16 protein-coding genes are annotated in these 24,869 nt (G+C 64.1%); 11 read left to right on the top strand and 5 right to left on the bottom strand.

Annotation, left to right across the window (positions count from 1 at the left end; genetic code table 11):
• Positions 1-10 precede the first annotated feature (10 nt).
• Complete coding sequence (locus JKL45_RS00395) at positions 11-9,559, top strand: Ig-like domain-containing protein (RefSeq protein ID WP_201859135.1); 9,549 nt, start codon at positions 11-13, stop codon at positions 9,557-9,559.
• 50 nt (positions 9,560-9,609) lie between these two features.
• Here the strand turns inward: JKL45_RS00395 and JKL45_RS00390 are convergent, their stop codons facing one another.
• The 3 genes from JKL45_RS00390 to JKL45_RS00380 form a co-directional block, all read right to left on the bottom strand.
• Positions 9,610-9,768 carry a hypothetical protein gene (locus JKL45_RS00390; protein WP_201859134.1) on the bottom strand — a complete coding sequence of 53 codons (159 nt, stop codon included), beginning with the start codon at positions 9,766-9,768 and terminating at the stop codon, positions 9,610-9,612.
• A 72-nt stretch (positions 9,769-9,840) separates the two neighbouring features.
• Entirely contained in the window at positions 9,841-10,899 is a 1,059-nt protein-coding gene (locus JKL45_RS00385) for an MBL fold metallo-hydrolase (RefSeq protein ID WP_312896892.1), read from the bottom strand.
• A 106-nt stretch (positions 10,900-11,005) separates the two neighbouring features.
• Entirely contained in the window at positions 11,006-11,698 is a 693-nt protein-coding gene (locus tag JKL45_RS00380) for a GntR family transcriptional regulator (RefSeq protein ID WP_201859133.1), read from the bottom strand.
• 185 nt (positions 11,699-11,883) lie between these two features.
• On the opposite strand from JKL45_RS00380, the gene JKL45_RS00375 reads away from it, so the two are divergent.
• The 6 genes from JKL45_RS00375 to JKL45_RS00350 all read left to right on the top strand — a co-directional run bounded on the left by JKL45_RS00375 (position 11,884) and on the right by JKL45_RS00350 (position 16,755).
• Positions 11,884-12,864: a TRAP transporter substrate-binding protein gene (locus JKL45_RS00375; RefSeq protein WP_201859132.1), complete on the top strand. Its 981-nt coding sequence runs from the start codon at positions 11,884-11,886 to the stop codon at positions 12,862-12,864.
• Positions 12,865-12,932: 68 nt separating this feature from the next.
• On the top strand, positions 12,933-13,472 hold the full coding sequence (locus tag JKL45_RS00370) for a TRAP transporter small permease (RefSeq protein ID WP_201859131.1): 540 nt from the start codon (positions 12,933-12,935) through the stop codon (positions 13,470-13,472).
• A gap of 4 nt (positions 13,473-13,476) precedes the next feature.
• Entirely contained in the window at positions 13,477-14,757 is a 1,281-nt protein-coding gene (locus tag JKL45_RS00365) for a TRAP transporter large permease (protein WP_201859130.1), read from the top strand.
• Positions 14,758-14,780: 23 nt separating this feature from the next.
• Positions 14,781-15,617 carry a 5-dehydro-4-deoxy-D-glucuronate isomerase gene (kduI, locus tag JKL45_RS00360; RefSeq protein WP_201859388.1) on the top strand — a complete coding sequence of 279 codons (837 nt, stop codon included), beginning with the start codon at positions 14,781-14,783 and terminating at the stop codon, positions 15,615-15,617.
• Between the two features lie 10 nt (positions 15,618-15,627).
• The gene (gene kduD, locus JKL45_RS00355) at positions 15,628-16,386 is read left to right on the top strand and encodes a 2-dehydro-3-deoxy-D-gluconate 5-dehydrogenase KduD (RefSeq protein ID WP_201859129.1); all 759 of its coding nucleotides are present in this window, start codon (positions 15,628-15,630) and stop codon (positions 16,384-16,386) included.
• A gap of 18 nt (positions 16,387-16,404) precedes the next feature.
• A complete protein-coding gene (locus tag JKL45_RS00350; protein WP_201859128.1) occupies positions 16,405-16,755 on the top strand; it encodes a cupin domain-containing protein in 351 nt (116 codons plus the stop codon).
• Positions 16,756-16,807: 52 nt separating this feature from the next.
• Here JKL45_RS00350 and JKL45_RS00345 read toward each other — a convergent pair whose 3' ends face one another.
• Complete coding sequence (locus JKL45_RS00345; protein ID WP_201859127.1) at positions 16,808-17,587, bottom strand: hydroxypyruvate isomerase family protein; 780 nt, start codon at positions 17,585-17,587, stop codon at positions 16,808-16,810.
• Between the two features lie 198 nt (positions 17,588-17,785).
• On the opposite strand from JKL45_RS00345, the gene JKL45_RS00340 reads away from it, so the two are divergent.
• Positions 17,786-19,801: a sensor histidine kinase gene (locus JKL45_RS00340; RefSeq protein ID WP_201859126.1), complete on the top strand. Its 2,016-nt coding sequence runs from the start codon at positions 17,786-17,788 to the stop codon at positions 19,799-19,801.
• Positions 19,802-19,890: 89 nt separating this feature from the next.
• Here JKL45_RS00340 and JKL45_RS00335 read toward each other — a convergent pair whose 3' ends face one another.
• Entirely contained in the window at positions 19,891-20,601 is a 711-nt protein-coding gene (locus tag JKL45_RS00335; RefSeq protein WP_201859125.1) for a PRC-barrel domain-containing protein, read from the bottom strand.
• Between the two features lie 180 nt (positions 20,602-20,781).
• On the opposite strand from JKL45_RS00335, the gene JKL45_RS00330 reads away from it, so the two are divergent.
• The 3 genes from JKL45_RS00330 (at position 20,782) to JKL45_RS00320 (ending at position 24,865) form a co-directional block, all read left to right on the top strand.
• Positions 20,782-21,156, top strand: a complete 375-nt coding sequence (locus tag JKL45_RS00330) for a hypothetical protein (protein WP_201859124.1) — start codon at positions 20,782-20,784, stop codon at positions 21,154-21,156.
• Positions 21,157-21,392: 236 nt separating this feature from the next.
• Positions 21,393-22,610, top strand: coding sequence for a multidrug effflux MFS transporter (locus JKL45_RS00325; RefSeq protein ID WP_201859123.1), 1,218 nt, complete (start codon positions 21,393-21,395; stop codon positions 22,608-22,610).
• A gap of 308 nt (positions 22,611-22,918) precedes the next feature.
• Complete coding sequence (locus JKL45_RS00320) at positions 22,919-24,865, top strand: methyl-accepting chemotaxis protein (protein ID WP_201859122.1); 1,947 nt, start codon at positions 22,919-22,921, stop codon at positions 24,863-24,865.
• The last annotated feature ends 4 nt before the right edge of the window (positions 24,866-24,869 follow it).

Here is a 24,869-nt window from a genome sequence, read left to right as displayed (position 1 = left end):
CGCTGATCGCATGAGCCAGCAACCCGATCCGACCATCCCGTTCGACGCCAGTGTGGTTGACGAGGAGGCGCTGCGCGCCCTGCGAGCGGTTCAGCGAAGCCTTCCCATGGGCGATGGAGGCTCCAGCGGAAATCTGGTGGGCGGAACGGAGGCCGTTGCGGCGTTCGGCATGGTGAGAGGCGGGCCTTCGGGTGGCATCGCCGTCGGGTCTCATGAAATCGGCCCTCTCGGTTGGAACAGGGTGCCGGCGCCACAGGACGAGTCGTTGAAGCCGCTCGATCTCGCGCCACCGGCCAAACCTGCGATCACGCTGGATGAGGGACCGGCCGGTGTCGATCTATCGCGATCCGCAGCGCCGGCTCCCTTAATTGGACCCAGGGCTAAACTTGCGCGGTCCTCGTCAGGCTACGCCGAGAGTGGATCGGATGACACATCCGTGCAGGCCACGTCTCCGGTGTTCGACGCCACTCCTGACAATCCAGTTGTCGTGACACCGCCAACCGACACGAAGCCGGATCCTCAGGAACCGGCCGATGTCCTCGCCGACCTGCCTGAAGTCATTGCGCGCGATGTTGGCGGTCTTGAAGACAGTGGCATACGTCTGGACCTGTCGGCGGCGCTGGTGGACCGGGACGGCTCGGAGGGGCTCACGGTGCTGATCCTCGGCGTGCCGTCCGGGGCGCTGCTCTCCCACGGCACCCGGCAGGCGGACGGCTCCTGGAGCGTGCCGGCCTCCGACCTCGCGCAGCTCAGCCTCACCCCGCCCGAGCACTTCTCCGGCCCCATCACGCTGACCCTGCGGGCCACCGCCCAGGAAAGCAGCACCGGCCAGACCAGCACGGTCGAGACCACCTTCCGGGTGCAGGTGCAGGCGGTGGCGGATGCGCCCACGGTGACGGTGATAGACGCCCACGGCTCCGAGGACGCCCCCGTGAGCCTCGCGGGCCTCGGCGGCGCCTTGCGCGATACGGACGGCTCGGAAGCTCTCAGCTTCGTGCTCAGCGGGGTTCCCAGTGATGCCAGCCTCAATGCCGGCACACGCCAGCCGGACGGCAGCTGGAAGCTCACATCAGGGGAGCTGGCAGGTCTTGCCCTTCATCCACCAGCTCACTTCTCCGGCCGCTATACGCTCACCCTGACGGCTGTGGCAACGGAAGGCAGCAACGGCTCACAGGCCAAAACCTCGGCCAGCTTTACGGTGGGCATCGATCCGGTGGCCGATGCCGGCACGATCGCCGGCACCAGCACAGGCCAGGAGGACACGGCCATCGTGATCCAGCCGGTCTTTGGCCTCGGCGACAAGGATGGCTCGGAGACGTGGTCTGAGTTTGCGCAGGTGTCGGGCGTGCCCGTAGGTGCCCGCCTGAGCCACGGCACCGAGCTGTCGCCGGGCGTGTGGCAGGTGGCCACCGCCGATCTGCAGGCCGGGTTGGTGGCGCTGCATCCGGCCGAGCACTCGGATGCGGACTTCACCCTCACGATCAAGGCGACACTGACCGACACGGGCAACGGCACGAGCGTGAGCCGGGAGGTGACGGGCACGCATGCGGTGACGGTGACGGCCGTGGCCGATGCCCCGCAGGTGAGCGCACGAGATGCGACAGGCCAGGAGGACACCCCCATCCCCCTCGACCTCTCGGCGTCTCTGGTTGATACAGACGGGTCGGAACTGCTCTCCGTCAGCATTCTCAATGTGCCTCCGGGCGCAATTCTTTCGCATGGTGCCCGCCAGTCGGATGGAAGTTGGAGTGTGCCCGTTGCCGATCTGGCGCATCTGACATTTACGCCGCCGCATGACTTTTCAGGTACGGTCAATCTCACCCTGCGCGCGACGGCGCGGGAGAGCTCGAACGGCACCACGGCCACCACGGACCTTCCATTTCAGGTCAGGGTCACGGATGTATCCGATACACCGCTTCTGACCACCCGCGACGCATCAGGTCCCGAGGACACCGCCATCTCGCTCGACATGTCGGCGAGCCTGACGGATGCCGACGACTCGGAGGTGCTCTCAATCCTCGTTACCGGCGTTCCGGCGGATGCGGCCCTGTCGAACGGCACGCGCCAAGCCGATGGCGGCTGGCTTCTGGCGCCTGCCGATCTCGATGATCTCACCCTTCGCCCGCCGGAGCATTTTTCCGGCACGATCAATCTCACAGTCGAAGCCACATCGCGCAGCTCGAACGACGCGACGGCGACCACTCGGGCTCCCTTGCGCGTTCAGGTGGAGGCAGTGGCAGACGCCCCCACCGTGACGGTGATGAATGCCCGCGGGTCCGAGGACACGCCTGTGAGCCTTGCGGGCCTCGGCGGCGCGCTGATCGACCGTGACGATTCGGAAACTCTCAGCTTCGTGCTCAGCGGAGTTCCCAATGATGCCACCTTGAGTGCCGGCACACGCCAGCCGGACGGCACCTGGCATCTGACGCATGCCGAACTCTCAGGCCTGACGCTGAAACCACCGGCCAACTTCTCCGGTAGCTACAATCTCACTTTGACGGCTGTGGCGACGGAGAGCAGCAACGGTTCAGAGGCCCGCACCTCAGCGAGCTTTACGGTGGGCTTCGATCCGGTGGCGGACACTGCCGCCATCAGCGGCAGCGGCTCGGGATTCGAGGATAATCCCATCACGCTGAAGCCGAACTTCGATGTGAGCGACAAGGATGGCTCGGAAACTTGGTCCGAGTTCAGTCAGGTATCGGGCGTACCCTTAGGTGCCCGCCTGAGCCATGGCACCGAGCTGTCGCCGGGCGTGTGGCAGGTGGCCACCGCCGATCTGCAGGCCGGGTTGGTGGTGCTGCATCCGGCCGAGCACTCGGATGCGGACTTCACCCTCACGATCAAGGCGACACTGACCGACACGGGCAACGGCACGAGCGTGAGCCGGGAGGTGACGGGCACGCATGCGGTGACGGTGACAGCCGTAGCCGATGCGCCGCAGGTGAGCGCACGAGATACAACAGGTCAGGAGGACACCCCTATCCCCCTCGACCTCTCGGCGGCTCTCGTCGACAAAGATGGATCGGAACTTCTCTCAATCATCGTCTCCGAGTTTCCTGAAGGCGCAAGCCTTTCCGCCGGTTTCAACAACGGCAATGGCAGTTGGACGCTGAGCCCCAGCGAACTCAAGGACCTCAAGCTGAATCCAGCCCGGGATTTTTCCGGCAGCTACACGCTGACCGTGACGGCGGTCTCTACCGAGAGCAGCAATGGCTCGGAGGCTCGCAGCTCGACCAGTTTCAAGGTTGAGATCAATCCGGTGCTGGACCCAGCCACGATCAGCGGCAGCACATCCGGGTTGGAAGACACGGGAATCGCGCTGAAGCCGGCCTTCAACCTGAGCGACAAGGACGGTTCGGAAACCTGGGGCGAGTTTGCCCAAGTTTCAGGGGTGCCGCCCGGTGCCCGCCTGAGCCATGGAACGGAGTTGTCGACGGGTGTGTGGCAGGTGTCGACCGCCGATCTGCAGGCCGGCCGGGTGCTGCTGCATCCGGCTCAGGATTCGGACGCTGATGTTACCCTGACGATCCGCACAACCCTCACGGATAGCGGCAACGGCAAGACCGTGAGCCAGGATGTGACGGGCACATTCACCGTGACGGTGACCGCCGTGGCCGATGCGCCCACCGTCACGGTGGCCAATGCCCATGGGTATGAGGACACCCCAATCAGCCTCGCCGGCTTAGGTGGTGCGCTGCGCGACGTGGACGGATCGGAAAGCCTGAGCTTCGTGCTCAGCGGCGTGCCGAACACAGCCACTTTGAGCGCAGGCACAAAGCAGGCGGATGGCAGCTGGAAGCTCACGCCAGCCCAGCTCACAGGCCTTACGCTTAATCCGCCTGCGAACTTCTCAGGCAACCTTTCCCTTAAGCTCACCGCAATTGCCACAGAAGCGGGCGACAACCATCCCTCAGCCTCCACCTCTGCCACTTTCAGTGTCGGCATCGATCCCGTTCTGGATAAGGCCACCATCAGCGGCAGCACGTCCGGTATCGAAGACACGGACATCACGCTGAAACCGGACTTCATTCTGGACGACAATGACAACTCGGAGACTTGGTCGACAGTCACGGAAGTCACCGGTGTGCCGCTGGGCGCAACGCTCAATGGCGGCACTGGAACAAAGGAAATCTCGCCGGGCGTCTGGCAGGTCAACACGAACGATCTGATCAACAAGCTGGTAACGATCAAGCCGCCGCCGAACAGCGATGACGATTTCACGCTGACCTTCACGGTCACGCAGACGGACAGCGGCAACGGAACGAGCGTCAGCCGCACCGTCACCGGCACCTATGGCGTCACAGTGAATGCGGTCGCGGATGCGCCCACCGTCACGGCCCACGATGCGAAGGGCGACGAGGACACGGCCATTCCGCTCGATTTGTCCGCCAAACTGACGGATCTGGACGGTTCGGAAACGCTGTCGATCATCATCCTCGGGGTTCCGGATGGCGCAGTCCTGATCCCCGGCGAGCGTTTGTCCGACGGGAACTGGAGCGTCAAGCCGTCGGATCTGGCAAACCTGACTTTCACGCCTCCACGCGACTTCTCGGGCTCCATCGCGCTCAGCATCACGGCGACATCCAAGGAGGCCAATGGCGGCGCGGAGAATTCCGTCACCATTCCTTTCAAAGTCCAGGTGGATGCGGTGGCCGATGCACCGGACCTGCTCGTGAACCGGGCCTACGGTGATGAGGATATGGCCATCCCGCTGCACGTGACGGCTCGGACGACCGATATCGACAACTCCGAATCCATCGTGGCCTACCGGCTGGAGGATGTACCGGAGGGTGCCATCGTGCGTGCCGGCGACCTCGTTCTCACGAGAGATTCCGACAATGGCTTCAGCGTACCGGCCGGTGTGGTCGGCAGCCTGACCATCACTCCGCCGCCTCATTCCGACGAGGACATGCACCTGACGGTTTTCGCCATCTCGGCGGAGCCGAACGGCAGCACGGCCAGAAGCCAGCCGAAAGAACTCGTGGTGACCGTGCGGGCCGACGCCGATGCACCCATCCTCGACGTCACGAGTGCCACTGGTCCCGAAGACAGCGATATTCCCCTCAATCTCACGGCCACATTGCCAGACAACGATGGCTCGGAGATCCTCAGCTTCGTCGTGTCAGGAATTCCGAACGGCGCTCTTCTGTCCGTCGGAACCTATCGTGGTCCCGGCACATGGTCACTGACGGCCGATGAAGCCAGGGTCGTGACGCTGCGGCCCCCGGGTGATTTTGCCGGCACCATCAATCTGACCGTCACGGCCGTCACGCAGGAGAAGGACGGCGGCGACCAAGCCTCCACCCGCGTCACCTTCCCGGTCCATGTCGGCGCGGTGGTGGATGCTCCTGCCGTGGGCGGGCTCGACGGCAGCGACGCAAATTGGGGGACGATGCACGGCACGGAGGACGAGCCCATCAAGCTCAACCTCGATCCCGGCCTGAGGGATCGCGACGGATCGGAGAAGGTGATCGGCGAGATCGTCATCGGCGGAATTCCGTCGGGCGCCGTCTTGCGCCTCGCCGACAACAGCATCGTCACGGCCGATGCCGACGGTTTCTACCGGATCGCTGCCGAGAACATGACCGGCGTCACCCTGACGATGCCCCGCGACAGCGACGTGAAGGAAACCCTGAGCGTCCGCATGACGATCCAGGACACGGACGGGAGCAAGACCGTCACGAAGGAAATCAGCGGGCACATGGAGGTGGACCCGCGAGGCCATGCCGACACTCCGACACTCACGACCGAACCATCGACCGGCACAGGGCATAACAGCACGAGCGACAGCACCGGCTGGATCCGTCTGAGTGTCAGCGCCCTTCCCACCGATACGGACGGATCCGAGTCACTGACGATCTGGGTGCGCGGTGTGCCTAAGGGAGCGTCGCTCTCGCACGGCATTCCGGCCGGTGACGGCGTCTGGCTCGTGCCGGTGGAGAACCTCCCCTCCCTGGCCATTCGTCCTAAGATGGGCGACAGCAGCGCGATCAAACTCGATGTTTGGGTTGTCGTCACCGAGCGGGAAGGTGATCAGGCCATCCGCACCGATGTAGTGGCGGTGACCGTTACGCCTCCTCCGAGCGGCGGAGATCCGGGCGATGGACCCGGCGGAGATCCTGGCGGCGTTCCGCCCACGCCCCCCGCGGCTCAGGCCCCCGAACTCACCGTTTCGAGCGCACCGGCCTTGGAGGACAATCGAGTCGCTCTGACGATCAGCGCCAGAACGCTCGATACGGACAGCGGCTCAGAAACATTGGGAATCCGCATCGACAATGTGCCGGCAGGAGCGCGGCTCTCGGCCGGCGTGCGCGATCCCAACAATGGGTCCTGGGTGTTGCGGCCCGACCAGCTTGCCGGCTTGGAGCTGATCCCGCCTGCCAACTTCGCCGGCACGATCTCTCTGAAGGTCACCGCCATCGCGACGGAGAAGACAGGCTCTGAGGCGGCAACGCCCGCAACGCTGAACGTCACGCTGGAAGCGGTGGCCGACGGCGCGTCGATCGGTGTGGCTCCTTCCACTGGGTCTGAGGATGTCGAGATCCCCCTCGATCTAAAGATCAGCCCCCGCGACAGCGATGGCAGCGAGACCGTCACGTCTGTGGTGATCTCAAAGCTGGAGACCGGCGCTCGGATCACAGGGACGGGCGTCACCGACAATGGAGACGGCACATGGTCGGTCGATCCTGCCCATCTCGACAGCGTTCGTGTGATCCCCCCCGCCAACTGGATCGGTGACCTGAAGCTGACGGTCACCGCGACGACGATAGAAGCGAGCAACGGCCATACGAGCACCACGTCTCGAAACGTGTCGATCAAGCTTGAGGCCGTTGCGGACGCGCCAGTTCTGACTGCTGCCAATGCTGTGGGTCGTGAGGACACGACCATTCAACTCAACATCTCGGCGGCCCTGGTGGACACCGACGGCTCCGAGGTGCTCTCGGTCGTGATCGGCAATCTGCCGGAGGGCGCCCGCCTGTCGGCCGGCCTCAACAACGGCGACGGAACCTGGACCCTCACGCGCGGTCAACTGGCCAATCTCAACCTGATCCCGCCTGCAAACTGGAGCGGTACGGCCAATCTCTCCGTGCAGGCCCATGCCCGCGAGACCTCCAACGGTAAAGTGGCGACGACAGAAGCGACGCTGAAGGTCGAGATCGAGGCTGTGGCCGATGCGCCTGTAATCGGCTCGCGCGATGTTTCTGGTCTTGAGGACGCGAGCATTCGTCTGGACCTGTCGGCGGCGCTGGTGGACCGGGACGGCTCGGAGGGGCTCACGGTGCTGATCCTCGGCGTGCCGTCCGGGGCGCTGCTCTCCCACGGCACCCGGCAGGCGGACGGCTCCTGGAGCGTGCCGGCCTCCGATCTCGCGCAGCTCAGCCTCACCCCGCCCGAGCACTTCTCCGGCCCCATCACCCTCACCCTGCGCGCCACCGCCCAGGAAAGCAGCACCGGCCAGACCAGCACGGTCGAGACCACCTTCCGGGTGCAGGTGCAGGCGGTGGCGGATGCGCCCACGGTGACGGTGATAGACGCCCACGGCTCCGAGGACGCCCCCGTGAGCCTCGCGGGCCTGGGTGGCGCCTTGCGCGATACGGACGGCTCGGAAGCTCTCAGCTTCGTGCTCAGCGGGGTTCCCAGTGATGCCAGCCTCAATGCCGGCACACGCCAGCCGGACGGCAGCTGGAAGCTCACATCAGGGGAGCTGGCAGGTCTTGCCCTTCATCCACCAGCTCACTTCTCCGGCCGCTATACGCTCACCCTGACGGCTGTGGCAACGGAAGGCAGCAACGGCTCACAGGCCAAAACCTCGGCCAGCTTTACGGTGGGCATCGATCCGGTGGCCGATGCCGGCACGATCGCCGGCACCAGCACAGGCCAGGAGGACACGGCCATCGTGATCCAGCCGACCTTTGGCCTCGGCGACAAGGATGGCTCGGAGACGTGGTCTGAGTTTGCGCAGGTGTCGGGCGTGCCCGTAGGTGCCCGCCTGAGCCACGGCACCGAGCTGTCGCCGGGCGTGTGGCAGGTGGCCACCGCCGATCTGCAGGCCGGGTTGGTGGCGCTGCATCCGGCCGAGCACTCGGATGCGGACTTCACCCTCACGATCAAGGCGACACTGACCGACACGGGCAACGGCACGAGCGTGAGCCGGGAGGTGACGGGCACGCATGCGGTGACGGTGACGGCCGTGGCCGATGCCCCGCAGGTGAGCGCACACGATGCGACAGGCCAGGAGGATACTCCGGTGGCGTTGAACATCTCGGCCAGCCTCACAGACACGGACGGATCCGAGGTGCTCTCGGTGGTGATCGGCAACCTGCCCCCGGGCGCCCGCCTCTCGGCCGGTCTCGATCATGGCAACGGCACCTGGACACTCACACCGGCGCAACTCTCCGGCCTGAAGCTGATCCCAGGACCCGAATGGAGCGGCGCCGCCACCCTCTCCGTGCAAGCCCATGCACGGGAGAGCTCAAACGGCAAGATCGCCACGACCGATACCACTCTGCAGGTTCAGATCGAAGCCGTGGCCGATGCACCGCAGGTGACAGTCAAAGATGTGACGGGTCAGGAGGATACAGCCATCCCGCTCGATCTCTCCGCGACTCTCGTCGATAGGGACGGCTCCGAGACCTTGGTGTTGAGCATTCTCGGTGTTCCTGACGGTTTCACCCTGTCCGCTGGCAGCCCGCGCGGGGACGGCGAATGGCGCGTCCCAGTCGGAGATGTGCAAGGCCTCAAGCTGACTCCCTTGGCGGATTGGAACGGCACGTTGAACCTGACGGTCGAAGCTGTCAGCACCGAAACCGGTTCTGCGAGTTCCGCCACAACCAGCCGGTCATTCACGGTCACCATCAACCCGGTCAACGATGCGCCCGAGCTGATCCTGACAAGCGGAGATCATGCGGACGCAGGAGATCGCCAGGCGGATGCATTCGGTTCGGCGCATGCAACGGATATCGACAGCACGCAACTTGACGGCGCTGTCATCACGCTCTCCGGAGCACAGCCGGGCGACAGGCTCGATCTCGAGGGCTTCACCCTGCACAGCGAGGATGGACGCACGATGATCGGCAACACCGGCATCGAGCTGGTCGGGGGAGCCTATGCTGGCGAGACGGGCACGCTGACCCTCAGCGGCCATGCCTCACCCAACACTTACGCCGCCGTGCTGCAATCCCTGATGCTCGAGAGCGGCGAGGGGGAAGGACTGGCCGCTGGCACCCGCAGCATCGGAGTCGTACTGTTCGACAGCGAGGGCGCGGCCTCGACGCGGCAAACCGTGGATGTGGTGGTCGACGAGGCTGAACCTGTTCCACCACAAGGGCAGGGGTTCGAGGCGATGCAGAACGGCACTGGATCGGACATCATCCTGCTGATGGCCGACGAGGGGGGCGAGATGAACCACGTCGCGACCGTCTCGTGGACTGAGCAGATCGACGGCGATCCATCCTCGAATCCTTCGGATCCCATGACCACTTTCGACCAGCCGATGGCAGACAACATTCAGGCCATCGACGACCTCCAGGTCGACACATCCCGAATGAACTGGTCCTGACAATCGGCAGCGCAGGGCGGAGCCTTCGGGCTCCGCTCAGGCAAAACATCTTACTGGGTGCCGGGCTGCACGATGGGCACATCCACGGGAGGCAGCGGCTCGCCGGGCGTGTCGTCTTCTAAAGGATCGAGAGGATCCAGCGAGGGAAGTTCGGGCAAGGGACCCGGAACGTCAGGCGACTGGTCGGAAGGCTTTGGCGTGTCGGACATGGAAGCTCCATTTACTGGGTTGCTTCCATGGGAAAGCACAGACGCCCATTGCGTTCCCGCTCCCTGGGAGGATCAGGCCATCCACACCTGTCCCGGCCGCATGGCGGTGAAGCGGCGTGCGGGGACGTTTCGTGTCTGTAGTGCTCGGTCGAGATCCCGTGGCGGCTGATCGGCGCCCTCGTCGGTGAGCCTGAAGGTTCCCCAGTGATAACCTAAGGCCGACTTGGCTCTGAGGATGCCGAACGCACGAACGGCATCCTCGGGGTTCATGTGGTGGGGCGCCATGAACCAGCGCGGTTCATAGGCACCGATGGGCAGAAGAGCCACGTCGGGGCCCGCATGGCGCGACGCGATGCTATGGAAGTGCCTGCCGCCGCCAAATCCCGTGTCGCCGCCGAAATAGACGGAACGGCCGCCGCCGCGCAGCATGAAAGAGGCCCAGAGCGCATGGTTGCGGTCGTTCGTGGCGCGGGCGGACCAGTGATGCGCCGGCTCGGCGAACAGCTGCAGATCGGGCGCGAGGACAAGTCGGTCGCCCCAATCCATGGCCGTGACGGCGATGCCGGAATCGTGCGCCTTGATGATGGCATCATTGCCGAGCGGCGCAACGATCCGCGGGCGGTCGCGCTGCCACAGGCGCGCGAGGGTCGGCAGGTCCATGTGGTCGTAATGGTTGTGCGAGACGAGCACCGCATCAATCCGGGGCAGTTGGTCGAAGGAGATGCCCGGCGGGTTGTAGCGCCTGGGTCCGGCGAAAGGCACGGGACTCGCGCGCTCGGACCAGATGGGGTCCGTCAGGATGTTGTGGCCGGCGATCTGGATCAGGAACGAGGCGTGCCCAACGAAGCTGACGCGCAGGTCGCGCCCGCCGACACGGGCCGGAGGCGTGTCCTGGAACGGGCTCGGGTAAGGCTCCGGCCATGGCGCCGCGCTCTTGGTTAGCCGCCAGCGGAGAAAGTCGCCAAAGCCGCGGGAGGGCTCGCCGCCGGGGTTGAAGAAGCGCTGGCCGTCGAAATGATCGCTCGGCGGGCCGCTGTAGTAGAAGCCGCCCACCTGGGCCTTTGCTCCCGAGGCGGTGCCGATGAACGGGAGAGAACCGATCAGGTGGACGACTTGTCTGCGCGACAGCACGTTCTGCTCCAGCGGGAATGCGAGGGTGGCGGGAGCTTACGGCTTGGCTGGAGCTTGAACAATCACAAGGAGGAGAGCGGAACCGTCTGCCCCTGGATCTGCTCTATCAGGCACTGAAGAGCTCCGGGTGCTCCGATTCAACGCGCGGCAGGGCCCGCAGGATCTCCGTGAGATGGCGGCGCATCGCTTCTGCCGCCGCATCCTCGTCTCGGGCATCGATCGCAGCCATGATGGCGCGGTGCTGGTCGATCAGCGGCAGCATTGCCTCCGGGCCCGGAAGGGTCAGCTGGCACACCCGGTCCATATGCGCCTTGATGTCCTGGACGGCTTCCCAGGCCAGGGGGCAGCCGGCTCCTTCCGCAAGGGCGATGTGGAAGAGTTCGTCGTAGCGTTGGAAGGCCGCGTGATCGTCCCGGCGGGCCGCCTGATCCTGCAGTTCCAGAAGGTCGCCGATTCTCTCCCGGCTCTGCGTGTCGAACGATGAGCAGGCCCGGCGCACGACGGCCGTTTCGATGGCCTCCCGGACGAAGCGCGACTCCATCATCTTCCGAACCGAGATCTTGACCACCGTCGTGCCGCGCTGGGGCTGGATCTCCACCAGCCGGGTCTTGGCCAAGCCGATCAGGGCCTCACGGACCGGCTGGCGGGACACGCCATGACGCTCGGCAATGTCCTGCTCGGAGAGCCGGCTGCCGGGTGGGAGCTCCAGGGCAATGATCAGGCGACGCAATTCGCTTTCGATGCGCTGGGCCGCAGAGCCATGACCGGTAGAGAAGGGGCTGTTCACAACGGATCTCATTCTTTTGGCGAGTTGCGAGATATATCAGTGTATACTACCATACAATCGTCGACCAAGTAAGCCGCGAAAGACGGTGCCTTGGTCTCCACCAAGGCACGAGAGGCTCTTGGGGAAGACAATGATCGGTCCGGAAAGGGCAGGTCTGAAACAATAGGACATCAGAGGAAGCCTAAAGGAGGAAGAGAATGCTGACAAAAAGAACATTCGCCGCTGCCGCCCTCAGCCTGTGCACGGCATTGCTGAGCGGCACCGCCAGCGCCCAGACGACCCTGCGCTCGGCCGACATCCATCCGGATGGATACCCAACCGTCGAGGCCGTCAAGCATTTCGGCTCCCTGCTGGAGAAGAAGACCAACGGCCGGTACAAGGTGCAGGTCTTCCACTCCGCCCAGCTGGGCCAGGAAAAGGACACCATCGAGCAGACCCGCTTCGGCGTGATCGACCTGAACCGGATCAACATGGGTCCGTTCAACAACTTGATCCCGGAAACGCTGGTGCCCGGGCTGCCCTTCATCTTCCGGTCCGTCGACCATATGCGCAAGACCATGGACGGGCCGATCGGCGATCAGATCCTGAAGGCCTTCGAGCCTCATGGCCTTGTGGCGCTCGCCTTCTACGACTCGGGCGCCCGGTCCTTCTACAATTCCAAGCGTACCATCAACACGCCGGCTGACCTGAAGGGCATGAAGGTTCGGGTGATCCAGTCCGACCTCTTCCTCGACATGGTCAATGCGCTCGGAGCCAACGCGACCCCGATGCCTCCAGGCGAGGTCTATTCGGCGCTTCAGACTGGCGTGGTCGACGGAGCCGAGAACAACTGGCCGAGCTACGACTCCTTCCGCCACTTCGAGGTGGCGAAGTATTACTCCCTGACCCAGCATTCCATGTCTCCGGAAGTTCTGGTGATGTCGAAGAAGAGCTTCGACAAGCTCTCGCCCGAGGACCAGAAGGCGGTGCGCGAAACCGCCAAGGAGTCGGTTGCAAAGATGCGTGAGCTCTGGGAAGCCCGCGAGAAGGACGCCGAGAAGAAGATCCGGGCGAGCGGCAGCCAGATCAACGATGTGGACAAGCAGCCCTTCATCGACGCGATGAAGCCTGTCTACGAGAAATATGCCAAGGACGCGAAGGTGAAAGACCTCGTATCCCGCATCCAGGCGATGAACTGAGTTCGGTCCTCCCGAACCAACCTGGGCCGGCTCCGGCCGGCCCCTTTTTCCTCTGGAGATTTTGATCGATGCGCGATGGTCTTACCGCGCTGTCCCGGATTCTTGCTGCCATCAATCGCGCGGCGTTGTGGATTTCCGGGGTCGGGCTCATTCTGATGACGGTCTTCGTCGGCTGGCAGGTGTTCGGACGCTATGTACTGAACCAGTCGCCGAGCTGGACCGAGCCGGCCTCCCTTCTGCTGATGAGCTGGTTCATCCTTCTCGGCTCTGCCGTCGGGGTGCGGGAGGGCAACCATCTCGGCTTCGAGATCGGTCTTCACTATGCTCCCCCAGGATTGCGGCGCTTGATGCTCGGCGTCACCGAAGTGCTGGTTTTCGTCTTTGGCGCAGCCATGGCCTGGTACGGCACCGAGCTTGCCGTGGAGACTTGGTCGGCGGCGATGCCCGGTCTGCCGATCCCGCAGGGGTTCGACTATGTCCCTCTCGCATTCGGCGGCGCTCTGATCGCCCTCTTTTCATTGGAAAAGTTCGTTCGCCTTCTCTCCCTGGGAGAAGACGTGCCGTTGGTGCGCGTGGACGAGCCTCATCTTGTTGCCGTGAAGGATTGACGCCATGGAGATGTGGGTTCTGTTCGGCGTGTTCACGCTGCTGCTTCTCATCGGCACGCCGGTTGCGTTCTGCCTCGGCATCGCGTCGCTTGCGACCATTCTCTACATGGGATTGCCACCAGTCGTGGTGTTCCAGCAGATCAATTCCGGCATGAACGCCTTTGCCATGATGGCGATCCCGTTCTTCATCTATGCCGGCGACCTCATGATGCGGGGCGGCATTGCCGACCGCCTGATCCGTCTGGCCGCCGGATTCGTCGGTCACCTGCGCGGCGGGCTCGGACAGGTCAACGTCGTGGCGTCGACCCTCTTCGGCGGCATCTCCGGATCGGCTATCGCGGACGCGTCGGCCATTGGCGGCATCATGATCCCGCAGATGGAAAAACGCGGCTATGCCAAGGATTACAGCGTCAACGTGACGGTGAACGCCGCGATCATCGCGCTTCTGATTCCGCCGTCGCACAACATGATCATCTACTCGATTGCCGCCGGCGGCACGATCTCGGTAGCGGATCTCTTCACGGCCGGCGTTCTTCCCGGATTTCTGTTGGCGGCTGCCCTGATGATCACGGCTTATGTCGTGGCCGTGCGCCGCGGCTATCCGGCCGATCCGTTCCCCGGCTTTCGAATGCTGGCATATTTCTTCGTCTCCGCGGTGCCGGGCATCCTACTGATCTTCATCATCTTCGGCGGCGTGCGCTCCGGTGTGTTCACCGCAACGGAGAGCTCGTGCATCGCGGTGGTTTATGCCCTGCTGGTGACGCTGTTCGTCTACCGCGAGATGAATTGGGAGAATTTTGTCGAGGCAACTCTTGGGGCTGTGCGCACCACCGCGATGGTTCTCCTCGTCATCGGCACGGCCAGCGCTTTCGGCTGGCTCATGGCCTTCCTGCAGGTGCCGCAGGCGACGATTGCTCTGATGAAGGCACTGTCGGACAATCCCATCGTTGTCCTGCTGCTCATCAATGTCATCCTGCTGGTGCTCGGCACCTTCATGGACATGGCGCCGATGATCATCATCTGCACGCCGATCTTCCTGCCCGTGATCAAGGCCTTCGGCATCGACCCAGTGCATTTCGGCGTCATCCTGATCCTTAACGCGGGCATCGGGCTCAACACCCCTCCGGTCGGCTCCGTTCTCTTCGTCGGCTGCGCGGTGGGCAAGATCACCATCGGTGAGGCCATGAAGACCATCTGGCCGTTCCTGGGCGCGAGCGTCTTCGTGCTGCTCCTTGTCACCTATATCCCGGGCCTGTCGCTCTGGCTGCCGGCCCTGTTCCGCTGATCCATTTAATGAAAGAGGCAATGATGACCATCGAAATTCGGCAGGTATGCCATCCCGAGGCCGTGCGCCATTTCAGTTCCGCTGAACTGCGTCGCCACTTCCTCATCGAGACGCTCTTCGTGCCGGGTGAGGTGAAGCTGACCTACAGCCATATCGACCGGCTGGTGGTCGGCGGCGCAACCCCAACCTCCGGGGCCATCAAGCTGGAATCGCACAAGCAGATCGGCTCTCCCAACTTCCTCGACCGGCGCGAACTCGGCGTCGTGAATCTCGGTGGCGCAGGGCGCGTCCATACGGATGGATCCGTTCATGATCTTGCGCCCCGCGATGCACTCTACATCGCCATGGGCACCAAGGATGTGCGCTTCGAGAGCCTCGATGCTGCAAACCCGGCCAAGTTCTATCTCGTCAGCACCCCGGCGCATGCGCGCTTCGAGACGGTGAAGATCGGACTCGACCGCGCCCGCCGCGTCGATCTCGGCGATGCGGCGAATGGCAACGTCCGCACCATCTTTCAGATGATCCACCCGGAGGTCTGCCGCTCGGCCCAGCTCGTTCTCGGGATGACGCAGCTCAAGCCGGGTAGCATGTGGAACACCATGCCGGCGCACCTCCACGACCGCCGCTCCGAGGTCTATGTCTATTTCGACATGCAGCCCGATACCCGCGTGTTCCACTTCATGGGCGAACCCGACGAGACCAAGCATCTCGTGGTGTCGAACGAGCAGGCGATCCTCTCGCCCGGCTGGTCGATCCATTCCGGTGTCGGCACCAGCAACTACACCTTCGTGTGGGCCATGGGCGGCGACAATCAGGACTTCACCGATATGGACATGGTACCTATGGACGCTTTGCGCTGAGGACATGGCGATGACGTTCTCTTTCGATCTGACAGGCAAGACCGCTCTCGTTACCGGGGCCAACACGGGCCTCGGGCAGGGCATCGCGGTGGCGCTGGCCCAGGCTGGCGCTTCCATCGTGGCGGTCGGGCGCTCAAACATGGACGAGACGGAGCGCCTGTGCCGTGAGGCGGGCGCCGCGTTCCACAGCGTACAGGCGGACCTGTCCTCCCTTGAGCCGATTGAGCGCATCGTCGCCGAGGCTGTCACACTGACCGGCCGCATCGACACCTTGGTCAACAACGCCGGGATCATCCGCCGGGCCGATGCCATCGCATTCACGGAACAGGATTGGGACGACGTGATGAACGTCAATCTCAAGTCGACCTTCTTCCTGTCCCAGGCCGTGGCACGCACGATGATGGCTGATGAGAAGGGCGGCAAGATCATCAACATCGCGTCGCTCCTGTCATTCCAGGGCGGGATCCGCATTCCCTCCTATACGGCGAGCAAGAGCGGGCTTGCGGGTCTCACGCGGCTGCTGGCCTGCGAATGGGCGTCGAAAGGCATCAACGTCAACGCCATCGCACCGGGCTATTTCGTCACCAACAATACCGAGGCCCTGCGCAACGACCCGAAGCGCAGCGGCGAAATTCTCGGGCGCATTCCGGCGGGACGCTGGGGCGATCCGGCAGATCTCGGCGGTGCCGCCGTCTTCCTGGCCTCGCCCGCAGCCAACTACATCCATGGCATCGTCCTGCCCGTCGATGGCGGGTGGCTTGCCCGGTAAACAATTTCGGAGACGATCATGACTCGCAAAGGTTTGCCCTTCGCTTTCCAACATGACATTGCCTGGGAGGCCGCAGGCGAGGGGATCCGCCGCAAGGTGCTGACCTACAACTCCGGCGTGATGATGGTGCGCGTCGAATTCGAAGCGGGAGCCGTCGGCGCTGCCCATTCGCATCCGCATGTTCAGTGCAGCCTGGTCGAGCAGGGTGTCTTCGACATCACCATCGACGGTCGCACCGAGCGGCTGCGGCCCGGGGACAGCTTCCTTGTTCCACCGAATGCCGTTCATGGAGCGGTGGCGCTCGAAGCAGGCGTTCTTCTCGACGTCTTTACGCCGATGCGGGACGACTTCGTTGCAGCAGATGCGTAGGGAGATGCATGCCCTGGCAGCCGTACCTTTCAGTGCTGCTGCGGGTCATTGCTCACGGCTTTTCGGATAGTTCGGAAAGCCACCCCAGCCCGTCTTCGGTACGACCCCGCGGCCTGTACTCAGCACCGACCCAGCCCTGATATCCCATGCCGTCGAGCGCTCGAAAGATCTCCCGGTAGTTCACCTCGCCCTCGTCCGGCTCCATGCGGCTCGGGACCGCGGCGATCTGCACGTGGCCGATGAGGCTCAGGTGGGTCTTGAGCCGCGTGATCAGATCACCCTGGGTGATCTGCACGTGGTAGCAATCGAACATGAGCTTGATGTTGCGGCGCCCGGCCTGCCCGATGATGGCGGCGGCCTGCTCCACATGGTGGAGAAAGTACCCCGGCCTGTCGCGATGGTTCATCGGTTCGATCAGAACTGTCATGCCCGCCTCGCCAGCCCTGTAGGCTGCCGTCTGCAGGTTAGCGATGAAGGTGCGCTCAGCAGCCGCGAGGCCGTCGGGAGAGGCAATCCCGGCAAGACAATGAATGGCCGACGCTCTGATCGTGCTGCCATAGGACAGGGCTTGATCCAGAGCATGCTGGAACTCGCCCTCGCGACCCGGTAGGGCGGCCAAGCCGAAATCGCCAGCGGCGTTCCCGACAGGCATGTTCAAACCGAGCATGGTCAGCTTGTAGGCTGCCAGCGCCTCACGCATGGCGAGCGCGGGCACGTGGTAGGGCCAATGCATCTCGACCGCCTTGAAGCCGCATGAGGCAGCAGCAGCGACCCGCTCGATCTCAGGGCGGTCCGGGAAGAGAAAACCGAGGTTGGCCGAGAAACGGGGCATGGGTTCCTTGCTGCCTGGGCGTTCATGCTGCGGGTCATCCCTGCGGCAGTGAACAGCACCTCAGGGGCAGATTCAATGTTCTCCTGAACATGCTCTTGGGTATGAAGAACCTTAAGGCCAGTCTCTCGACTTGCTCGCGGAAAGCGGTATTTAGTTCGCATGGTCTCACCGCGAAGCTACACTATTCGCCAGTGCTTGATGGCTTTCGGCGCCGCCCTCGTGCTGCCGATCCTCGTCTTCGCGGCTATCCTGCTATGGCGCTATGCGAGTGCCGAACGCCATCATTACGAGGAAGAGGCGCTTGGCACCGCCCAGCGTATCATGGCCTCGGTCGACCGCGAACTCGTCGGGATTCAGGCGGCCGCGCAAGCCCTCGCAACCTCCTCGACCTTGCTCGAAGGGAATTTCGAGGCGTTTCAGCGCCAGGCCCAAATGACCCTTGAATCTTGGTCACGAGCGAAGCCGGACGACTATGCCATCGTGGTCCGCGACACCTTGGGCCAGCAGGTTGCCAACACGCGTTTGCCCTGGGGCTCGCCCCTGCCGAAGGGGGCCAACCTTCCTATCGACCAGCAGGTCATCGCAACCAAGCGTCCTGTGGTCCAAGACCTGTTCACGGGTGCAACCGCCGGCCGGCCGATCATCAGCGTCAGAGTTCCTGTCCTCAGGGACGACACGGTCACCCACGTCTTGTCCATGGCGGTCGAGCCCCGGCGGATCGCCGATGTCCTGCAGGCCGAAGGGCTTCCCAGCCAATGGGTCGCGACGATCATCGACAGGGCGGATCGGGTGGTCGCCCGGTCTCGCCTGCACGAAAATTTCATTGGGACGCCGGCGCCTGACGAGTTCCTCCAGGCTGCGCGCGATACCGATGGCACCTGGGAAGGACGGAATCTCGAGGGCACGGAGGTTCTCGGAGCCTATGCCCGTTCGGATCTGTCAAACTGGACGACCTTCGTGGGCGTACCTGTCGAGATCGTTCACGCTCCCCTGCGTCGCTCCCTCTGGACCATGTTCGGCCTCGGGACAGGCTTGCTCGTGCTCTCCTTCCTCCTTGCTCGTGGGTTCGGCAAGCGCATCGCCGCTCCGGTCGAGGGAATGGTCAGCCTGACCCAGCGCCTCGGTCGCGGCGAGCTGATCGCTGCGGAATCGACCGGGCTTTTGGAGATCGACCGGGTCGGCAAGGCCCTCACGGGCGCCTCGGCAGAGTTGCGCAGCCGGGAGACGGCATTGGCACAGAGCGAGGCTCGCCTGAGGGCCACGCAGAACAACGCGGCCGTGGGCATTGCCGAGGTGGACAGGGACGGGAGGTTCGTCTCCGTCAACGAGGCGCGCTGCAGACTGACCGGCCACACCCGTGAGGAATTGATCGGCCTGCACTTCGGCCACGCGGCCGACCCTGCGACCCTCGAGCAGGATCTGGATCTGTTCCGGCGGCAGGTGGCAGGTGAGTTCGACACCTATACGACCGACAGCAAGTTCCGTCGCACGAACGGAAGCGGGGGCTGGGCCCGCGTGACCAGCACGGCGGTCCGGGATGCCGGGGGAGAGTTCCTCTATGCGGTGCGCGTGGTCGAGGACGTCACGGAACGCCGGGAGGCCGACCGGCGCCAGAGGCTTTTGATCGACGAGCTGAACCATCGGGTGAAGAACACCCTTGCGACGGTCCAGTCGCTCGCCTGGCAGGCTGCGCGTCCGGGCGTGTCGCCGCAGGTGGCGCAGCAGCGTTTTCAGGAACGTCTGCTGGCGCTCTCGCGTACACATAACCTTCTCAACGAGACGCATTGGGAAGGCGCTTCCCTTAAGGCAATTCTGGATACCGAGCTTCAGCCCTACGCGACGGCTCCCTCGCGCATCCGGCTCCATGGCCCAGAGGTGCAGCTTCCGCCGAAATCAGCCGTGGTGCTGGGTATGGCCTTCCACGAGCTTGCCACCAACGCCGTCAAGCACGGAGCCCTGTCTCTGGCGTCCGGTCAGGTGCAGGTGGACTGGAAGGTCGATCAAGCGGGCGACAAGGCCACCCTCACCATCGAGTGGTGTGAGCTGGGCGGACCCCTGCTCGACGTTCAGCCGATTTCCGGGTTCGGATCGCGCCTGCTGCGGCAGACGATTATCCAGGAGCTCGCAGGCGAGTTGGACGTCAGGTTCGAACGTGAAGGGGTGTGCTGCACGATCTCTGTTCCGATCGGATCAGCCAGTCAGCAGGCGGCTTGATTGGGAGGGTCCCGGCCGCCTGCCATTGTCGGTTCAATGGGCGGGATCGCCGATACCGCAAATCCCGCCTGTTGAGACAGCTTCCAACTCTACTGCCGTGGGGCGTTCGGCGGAGTGTTACCGGGCGTGTTCACGTTCTGTGGAGGCGGGTTGGTGTTGCCCGCAGCACCGGCACGGCTGGCATCTGCACTGTAGCGAAACTCGGGTGCGTTCTGCAGGTCGGCCTTGGTCATTTTCACCATGGCGCGAGCGGGGGTATTGGCATCACTGCCAGACCCTGTTGGGCCGGCTCCGGTTGTCGTTCCAGCGGTTCCCGTCCCGCCCAGGGTTCCCGCCGCTCCAGGCGAGCCCGTGGTGCCTGCGGCTGTGCTGCCCGTGGTGGCCGGCTGGCCCGCTCCGCCGGTGGCGGTGCTCGGCACGGTCGTATCGGCCGTGTTCGTGCTGCGCTGAGTGGCATTCGCGGAGGCTTGAACCTCTTGGTTCGACATCCACTGAACCTGATCGAACGGGATGGCCACATCCTTCTTGCCGATGCCCAGGAAGCCGCCGACACCGACCACAAGGCCGTGGATCTTTCCCTGGCGGTCCACGAGAACTTCGTCGATGTCGCCGATCTTCTGGTTGTCTGCCCCGTAGACGTCGATGCCCATCAGCTGCGAGCCGCGCATGAGGCCGGCAGGCATCTGGGTCATGACCTGGCCGGGTCCGGCGGGCTGGGTGGGAGCTGTCGTCTGGGCCAGAGCCGAACCAGCCAACAGGGCGGTTGCGGCAAGGCCTGCTGCAAGCTGCATTCTCACCATGTCTTCCTCCTCTGGACAGGGCGTCTTCCGACGCTCGCAAGAGGAACGGATGAGTTCAGACAAGGTTCTGCCGCGCCCGCTTCTATCGTCGACTTGAGACGATGTGCTGCCCCGGAACGATAAGCGTTGCTGTGGCATTGCCTCATACCTTCATCAACACGCACCGGAATGACGATGGCCATGTTCGACAATTTGCCAGCAGCGTTGCTCACACTGTTTCTAGCGGCGTGCGTCCTGTGGCTGGTCTGGCAGGCGTTCCGTCGTGCCTTGTCGCCCCGCAAGAGAAGGCTGGAGCCCTCTCTTGCCGACGAATCCGGTCATGACCGCATCGAGCCAGCCCGCCCTCAGGCGGCAACCACGGTTTCGACCATTCCTGATGCGGCCGATGTCCTGGCTCTCAAGGCAGCGATCGACAACCTAGCTCGGCAGGTTGCTGCCCTGGAGAAACGTCTCGCGGCCGGTCAGACAAGCCTCCCACCCCAGCCTCTGCCGAGCGACAGGAGCACCGATCCGAGCCCGATCATACCCTCCGTGTCGCCGGACCATCGGATCTAGTGCAGGCTCGCCGAATGGCTCCCATGTGCCGAAATGGTGAGGCCGCGCGGGTCCGCAGGACGATCATGCCGGTATCTGCGCTTTGTCTGTCCGTGGCTGCGGTGCGCGCATGACAGTCCTGCACCGGCCAAGGGCGCCAAGCACTGTTACGCGCTTACATTCGATCTAGCTTGTGCAATAAGGATACTCCATCTGCCAAGCTGGCTATGGGCACCGCCGGAAGCGATTTTGACGTTATGACCCATACCAATGCCGCAGCGGCTCAGCCCACCGCCAGCCCTGGCTTCATTGCCCTTCTCATCGCGGTTTCCGCCGTGAGTCCGCTGGGCATCAACATGTACCTGCCCTCGATGCCAGCAATGGCGCGGGCGCTGGGAGTCGATTTCACCACCATCCAGCTGACCCTGTCGCTCTATCTCGGCGCGATGGCCGTGGGACAGCTGATCATCGGTCCCCTGTCCGACAAATTCGGGCGCAGGCCCGTGCTTTTGATCGGGCTTCTGACATTCGTGGTGGGCTCCGCTATCTGCCTGTTGGCTCAGAGCATCAATGTCCTGATCTTCGGTCGTATCGTGCAGGCCATTGGAGGCTGTGCCGGGATCACGCTGAGCCGCGCCATCGTGCGCGATCTCTATGGGCGCAATCAGGTAGCCAGCATGATCGCCTACGTGACCATGGGCATGGCGGTCGCTCCCATGATTGCGCCGACCATCGGCGGCTTGCTCGAGACGTTTTTCGGGTGGCGCGCCTCGTTCGCCTTCCTGATCGGGTTCGGCGGGCTCGCCCTCGTGTTCGCCTATTGGCGGCTCAGCGAAACAAATCACGGTCGCGCCTCAGGGGAGAGCGCCCGCGAACTTCTGCAGGGCTATGGCAGCCTCTTCCGCTCTCGCCAGTTCTGGGGCTACACCCTGGTGACGAGCTTCGTGTCGGCCATGTTCTTCGCCTTTCTGGCGGGTGCTCCGTATGTGATGATCGAACTTCTGGGGCGAAGCCCGGCGGAGTATGGGTTCTATTTCGCCATGGTGCCGTGCGGCTATATGCTGGGCAACTTCGTCACGGGCCGCATCGCAGGCACGATGGGCGCCAACCGAATGATTTTGGCGGGCACGCTCCTGTCCCTGGCCAGCATCGCGGCCATGGCCGCTCTGATCGCGTCAGGCTTGCTGGCTCCTGTCGCCCTGTTCGGGCCAATGCTGTTCATCGGTGTGGCGAATGGCTTGGTCCTGCCGAGCGGCATTGCCGGTGCCGTGAGCGTGAAGCCGGATCTTGCGGGTGCCGCATCCGGCCTGTCGGGAAGCTTTCAGATCGGGTTTGGCGCTCTTGTCGCTCCCATCGTCGGCGCCGCGCTCGGCTCAACTGTCTGGCCACTGATTGCGATCATGGCGACATGCTCATGCCTGGCCATCGTCTCGTTCACGTTGGTTGCCGGCCAACGCGTGCCCGCGAGAGGCTGACTTTCCGGCATTCTGCGATGGCTTTTCCGCATCGGCGCCTGCACAACTAAATATAATAGATCGCGATCTTCACCCCTGGACGTCCTGGATCTCTACATCCATGCCGTAAACTTCCCGGATGACGGCGCTCGTGGCCTATAAGGGCTGATGGTCCCTATTCTCCTTGGATGAACCCGGCATGTCTTGCCCAGGCGGGGGTTAGACCTATAAGAGTCTAGCTCCTCTCTATATCCTTCGACGAGGCTGGAAAGCCGGCTTACGCGCTGAAGCGGTGTCAGAGTACAGTCTCGAAGCCTCAAGGGATCCCAATGGCACTGGTCAAGACGTCTGAACTTGCGGGCAAGGGCAACTCACGTCCGGCCGGCGAAGAGGCCGCCAATTCCAGTATGCCTCCTTCACCCGCAAGAGGTGCTGCGTCCCAGCGCCGGACGCTGGAGCGTGTCAGGGCCCGGCAGCAGAAGGCTGCCGAGCGCATCGGTGCTGCAACGGAGGAACTGGCGAGCGGAGTGGCCGAGGCCTCGTCGGCGGCCGAGGAGCTCCGGCGCTCCATGGAGCAGATCGCCAGTGGAGCCGAGGAGGCGGCGGGCGCCTCCCAGCAGTCGCTGTCGGCCATCGTGAGCCTGGGCGCCTCGTTTTCCGAGGCGCGCGCTTATGCCGAGGCGACGCGCACCAAAACGGCCGATCTCGGCCGCCTTCTGATCGAGACGGGGGCTCAGATCAACACATCCGTGACGGCCGTGGAGACCAACGCGACGCGCCAGCGGGCGATGGTCGAGATCGTCTCGCTCCTCGAGCAGCAGGCGGCCGAGATCGGCGGAATTACCCGCGTGGTCGGGGATATTTCCGATCAGACCAATCTTCTGGCGCTGAATGCCGCCATCGAAGCGGCCCGGGCTGGAGAGAGCGGGCGCGGCTTTGCGGTCGTGGCCGATGAGGTTCGGGCTCTCGCCGGCACGTCGGAGAAAAGCGCGCAGGACATCCAGACTCTCGCCGAAGGCATCGTCAGCGAGGTCAGGTCCGTTGGTGAGCGGATCAGGCAGGCAGCCGAAACCGCATCGGGCGAGGCTCAGATGGGCCGGGCCGTGGTGGCGGCCCTGGACAAGATCCGAACCGATGTGTCCCTCCTGGCCGAGGGGAGCCAGGCCATTCTTGTCGCGGCCGTCGAGGCCGAGGCCGCCATCCGTGAGGCGCAGCGCGGGGCCGAGCAGGTGGCGAGTGCCGCCGAAGAGCAGGCCGCCGCTGCCGCCGAGGCTCAGCGGGCCGTCCAGCAGCAGAGCGCATCGCTCGATCAGAGCCAGCAGACCGCGCAGGCGTTGGCCGCTCTCGCGGACGATCTTCAGGAAGGCGCGGCTGGAGCGGCCAGTGCCGAGCAGGTGGGTTCCGCCGCCGAAGAACTGTCTGCAGCCATCCAGGAACTCTCCGGTGCCTCCGGCGAAATCATGACGGCTGTCGATCAGATCAGTCGGGGAGCGCAGATGCAGGCTGCGGCCACGCAGCAGGCCAATGTGGCGATGGAGCAGATCGAGCGCGCGACCGCTGCATCGCAGGCTGCGGCGAGCACCGCTATCGAGCGGATCGAGGCCTTGGCAGTCGATCTTCAGGACAATCGCACCGCCACCACGCGGCTGGCCTCCGGCGTCGAGGAGGGCTTGCGGGAGACGCAGGCCGTCATCGGCCTGATGAGCGGCTTGGACGATTCCGGCAGACGCATCGAAAAGATCGTCGATGGGATCGCCCTAGTGGCGGTTCAGACCACTATGCTGGCCGTGAGCGGCTCCATCGAGGCTGCCCGGACCGGCGAGGCCGGGCGAGGCTTCGCGATCGTCTCCGGCGATATCCGCAATCTGGCGCGGGACGCATCAGAGAATGCCGACCGGATCAAGGATGTGGTTCGCCAGATCCGCGATCAGATCACTATCGTTAGGCGCGACCTGGAGCAGAGTGGCGCCATTGCTGAAACCGAAGTCGCCAAGAATGCTCTGACGGCAGAGCGGCTGAGCACGGTCGAGGCGGGCGTGCAGGCCATTCTTCAGGGAAGCACCGCCATCGTGTCGGGCTCCGAGACCATTCTGACGGCGGTGCGCGAGGTCCGGCTCGGCACCCAGCAGGTGGCCACTGTTGCCGAGCAGGCAGGCAGCGCTGCCGCACAGGCCGCCACCGCGGCGCGCCAGCAGGCGCGAGGCGCCGAGGATCTGGCGGCTGCCATTGAAGAGATCGCCTCCCTGGCTGACGAACTCCAGATGGCGGAGTCTTAAGGTC

It is taken from the genome of Microvirga soli (assembly GCF_016734765.1).
Classification (GTDB): Bacteria; Pseudomonadota; Alphaproteobacteria; order Rhizobiales; family Beijerinckiaceae; genus Microvirga; species Microvirga soli.
This window is presented reverse-complemented; position numbering and strand designations above follow the sequence as displayed.